Consider the following 3,855-nt stretch of genomic DNA (forward strand, 5'->3'; position numbering starts at 1 on the left):
CAAGCCGAGGAACACCTCGTCGTCAAACCATCCGCGGCCGGATTGAGACGGATAGCACTCGGCGAGCAATCTCGCCTTCTGGTGCGCGGTCTCGGTTGGAATCGGTAAGTAGAGTGTCGGATTAGACAAGTCCGACTCCCACTTGAGGATCTCGTAGCCGATAACAGCCACGGAATTGAGGCTGACCGGCGTCAGCGCCATCATGCGGGCAGCTCCGCGAGTTCACCCGAGTCCCACACCATCCACGGATGAATCCCCTGCGTGGCGTCGCTCCGCCACGCAGACGCTCTAAGGTACCGCCCACTACCCCTCCCGTCGGAGGGACAGCGCTGGCGGCGGAACCATCCAAACCGACTATCGGCATAGAAGACATCTTACATACTATTGGGATGATGTTAAGCGTATCAGTAAACTAGTGGTATTGTCCGCGGCCGAGGTGGCGCGAATCGCAGATTGCGGGAGTCCTTAGGGCAAGCAGAGGACCGGAGCGCTCGTCTGCAGAGCGACTAGCCATCCGCGCCGGGGCTGGTGCGAACACCCCTTTTGCCTAACCGGTGTATACCGGGCGTTGCACCACGGCGGGACGGACGTAGTAGCGGGCAGCCAGAGGAGAGCTGGTGCCCTGGCGCCCGGCCATATTCGCCAGCGGAGGACCGAACGGGGCTCCGGGCCCGCCCGGCACGACCGGTGGCGTGGCCCCCAGCCCGCTGGCGGCCGGCAACGCCGACGCAACCTGGCTGAATGCCGGAGCGGCAGAGGTCCACCCCTGCGGCACCGACAACACGCCGAGTGAGGCCGCCCGGCCCACACCCGCGGTCACAGCGGTACCGCCCATGCCGGGTGAGCTCAAGGCACCTGCTCCCGAACCCCAGCTGCTGCTCAGCGCGGATCCAAACGCCTGGAATCCCTTGCCGAAGGCGCTGGTCGTCGGCCCAATCGAGTTCATGAGCGAACCCGCCGAACCGAGTGTCGAGATGCCCGAAGTAGCCATCGAGGCAGACGAGGCCGTGCCCGACACCAGGCTCGTCCCCGACGTTAGTGCCGTCGACGACGAAGTCATTGTCGTCAAGGACGACAGCGGCGACGTTGACGACGAGGACAACGTCGCCGGTATCGCAGCAGAGGTCATGGGTGTGGACAGCGCTGAGGTCCGCGGTGACACCGTCTGTACGCCTGTGCCGGCCGAGGTGCCGGCAGCTTGCGCGACCGCGGCGGCTTGCCCGCCCATCCCGGCCGGGTTGGTGGTCTGCAGCGGAGACGTGAAAGGTGTCAACGTCGATGCAGCCGAAGCCGCACCGGCATAGCCGTACATCGCCGCAGCATCCTGCGCCCACATCTCCATGTACTGGGCTTCTGTGGCCGTGATCGCCGCCGTGTTCTGGCCGAAGAAGTTGGTCGCGATCAGCGCCATTAACAGGGCGCGGTTGGCCGCAATCACCGGCGGGGGCACGGTCATAGCGAACGCTGCCTCGTAGGCGGCCACGGCCGCCGCGGCCTGAGTGGCAGTCTGTTCAGCCTGGGCGGCGGTGGCGCTTATCCACGACACATAGGGGGCGGCTGCGGCCGCCATCAATGCCGATGACGGCCCGAGCCACGACGCCGTAAGGTCTGAGATCACCGACCCATAGGAAGTCGCCGTCGAATACAGGTCGTCGGCCAACGCAGCCCAAGCCACGGAGGCGGCCAGCATCGGCCCCGACCCGGGGCCGGTATACATCAGCCCAGAATTGATCTCTGGCGGTAGGGCCCCGAACTCCAGCATCTATGAACCGCCGTATTTGACGGACAGCCCCGAACCCGACGACGTGGACGAACTGGGCGATGCGAGGCTTTGCAGCAACGTGGTGATCAGCCGCGATAGCGACGCCTGCGAGCTGTACGGACCAGCCACCCACATGACAGCTATCGTACATACCTTTTGACTGATGCATGGCATAGAAGGATACTTGGAGTATTGTAAGACACGTGGCTAAACAAGCAACGCATCGAGAATCGGCTGGTAACCTTACGTAAATATTGACGTACGGATGCGTTGCGGACCGAAGCAGGCGGGTCGGTAAAGCTGCCGGTGCCATCGGTACATATGACGAACGATCGCCCCACCCGAAGGCGACTCATTTCGATGAACAGCCCCGATATCAGCACAGCTACTCCATCATCGGTGCTCACGCCGAGCGCCCGCGGACCCTCGCCACACAGGCGTACTTCGAGGTTTGCGAATGAGCGAATCAACTGACAAACGAGCGGACACGACTCGACAACAGCTCTTGCACGCCGCCGCGCGCCAATTCGCCCGGCGCCCCTACCACCAAGTCGGCCTCGATGACGTCCTTGCCGAAGCTGAATTGACCAAGGGCGCAATGTATTTCCACTTCCGCTCGAAGCATGCGTTGGCGTTGGCAATCATCGAAGACCAGACCACCCAGTCCAGCGACGCGGTCGCGGACCTGCTAACCCGGAAACTCTCCGGACTCGAAACGCTCATCGACTCCTCGTATCAGCTGGCTGTTCGCGACATCAGCGACGACCTCGCCCGAGCGGGGTTGCATCTGCTGGAGTCGATCGGACGAATTGAGGGGCTCCAAGAGAAACGGTTAGGGGCATGGATCCAGACTCTCGCCGTCATCGTCGGGCATGCCATCGTCGAGGGCGACATCGTCGATCGGTGCGACCCGCAGGATGTGGGACGTCTGCTCGTGTCGACATACATGGGGCTGCGCCAGACCAGCAATCTCGACGAACCTGAGAAGTTTCTGCTCGACCTCGAGAAGACGTGGGCGTTGGTGGTGTCCGGTGTCGTGCGTCCGGACCGGATCGATTACTTCAAACAATTCATCAGGCGACGCACGGCGATCGCGATCGGGAGTACCTCCGCACTAGCGGGTTCCAGCTGATCACGACATACGTCAGACGTGCAGTGATCGATCGGTATCCGACTGCCGCCTGTTAGGCTTTCCCGCCGAGTGACTTGTGAGACACCGAGGGTCCGGAGTCTAGGCACACAACCCGAACTCCGGAGGTAACAGGCGATGGCCCGCCAGGTTCGATCGGAAGCGACACGACGAAAGATTCTCGATGCCGCGATCGACGTGTTCAACGAGGTTGGGTATGCGGCCGCCGATCGGGGCACGATCATCGAGCGCACCGGGATGACCAAGGGAGCGTTTTATCACCACTTCGATTCGATGGATTCACTCGCGTCCGCGATCATCGACGAAGGCGCCAAGCTGGTCCTCGACGCCTTAGCCACCATGTCTGACTCATTCTCTCCGGCACTGGAGAACATGGTGCACGGGTCGTTTGTGGCTGCCGACCTATTCACTTCCGACAAAGTGGCTCGTACCGCCGAGCAGCTGACGCTTGCCTTCGGGAAGTTCGATGACACCGCCAGTGGCGTCTACACCAACTGGGTGGAGGGGATGAGCGCCGAGGTGGGGCGGGCAATCACCGAAGGCGACCTCCGAGAGGGCCTCGATCCGAAAATGGTCAGCGAGGCCATCATCGGCGCAACCTTTGGGACGCGGATCCTGTCCCAGGCCGCGCCAGGCGGCAGCGACCTCATCGAGCGATTGACCCAGATCTGGGAGCTGTTGTTCCCGGCGATCGTGACCGATACAGCGCTGGCGTATTACCGCGAATACCTTGCCCGCGAGGCCCTGCGGCACGTCAAGCATGAACCGTCGTCCTGACCGGCGCTGCCGGGGAGAATTAAGGTTCGTTGACCCAGAGATGCTCGGTCAGGTCCTGGAACGTCGCGAGCGCAATCTCGTCATCGCTGCGCCTCAGCGCCGACCTGCTCATCAGCGCACGCACGGTCGAGCCGTCTCTGTGGGTTAATTCGACGACCATGTTCGC

At 62.6% G+C, this 3,855-nt stretch carries 4 protein-coding genes and 2 pseudogenes; 2 read left to right on the forward strand and 4 right to left on the reverse strand.

The genetic code is table 11. The features are described from left to right. From ACLQI9_RS26810 to ACLQI9_RS26820, 3 genes and pseudogenes are all read right to left on the reverse strand, one after another. Positions 1–204, reverse strand: a pseudogene (locus ACLQI9_RS26810) (PIG-L family deacetylase); the annotation flags it as partial. Between the two features lie 343 nt (positions 205–547). Further along, on the reverse strand, positions 548–1,759 hold the full coding sequence (locus tag ACLQI9_RS26815; RefSeq protein WP_442392413.1) for a PPE family protein: 1,212 nt from the start codon (positions 1,757–1,759) through the stop codon (positions 548–550). A 3-nt stretch (positions 1,760–1,762) separates the two neighbouring features. Further along, the gene (locus ACLQI9_RS26820; RefSeq protein WP_442392410.1) at positions 1,763–1,897 is read right to left on the reverse strand and encodes a hypothetical protein; all 135 of its coding nucleotides are present in this window, start codon (positions 1,895–1,897) and stop codon (positions 1,763–1,765) included. A gap of 322 nt (positions 1,898–2,219) precedes the next feature. Here ACLQI9_RS26820 and ACLQI9_RS26825 point away from each other — a divergent pair, with 322 nt between their 5' ends. Together ACLQI9_RS26825 and ACLQI9_RS26830 are read left to right on the forward strand one after the other, a co-directional pair. Beyond that, positions 2,220–2,894: a TetR family transcriptional regulator gene (locus tag ACLQI9_RS26825; protein ID WP_442392411.1), complete on the forward strand. Its 675-nt coding sequence runs from the start codon at positions 2,220–2,222 to the stop codon at positions 2,892–2,894. A 135-nt stretch (positions 2,895–3,029) separates the two neighbouring features. Further along, positions 3,030–3,689, forward strand: coding sequence for a TetR family transcriptional regulator (locus tag ACLQI9_RS26830; RefSeq protein WP_442392412.1), 660 nt, complete (start codon positions 3,030–3,032; stop codon positions 3,687–3,689). A gap of 19 nt (positions 3,690–3,708) precedes the next feature. Here ACLQI9_RS26830 and ACLQI9_RS26835 read toward each other — a convergent pair. Next, a pseudogene (locus ACLQI9_RS26835) lies at positions 3,709–3,855 on the reverse strand (histidine kinase); the annotation flags it as partial.

Origin of the sequence: Mycobacterium sp., assembly GCF_052143115.1 — a bacterium.
Lineage (GTDB): Bacteria > Actinomycetota > Actinomycetes > Mycobacteriales > Mycobacteriaceae > Mycobacterium.

Bases quoted from the DNA above. Each gene is read 5' to 3' on its own strand.
- ACLQI9_RS26830 (WP_442392412.1), top strand. From the start codon at position 3,030: ATGGCCCGCCAGGTTCGATCGGAAGCGACACGACGAAAGATTCTCGAT.
- ACLQI9_RS26825 (WP_442392411.1), top strand. From the start codon at position 2,220: ATGAGCGAATCAACTGACAAACGAGCGGACACGACTCGACAACAGCTC.
- ACLQI9_RS26820 (WP_442392410.1), bottom strand. From the start codon at position 1,897: ATGTGGGTGGCTGGTCCGTACAGCTCGCAGGCGTCGCTATCGCGGCTG.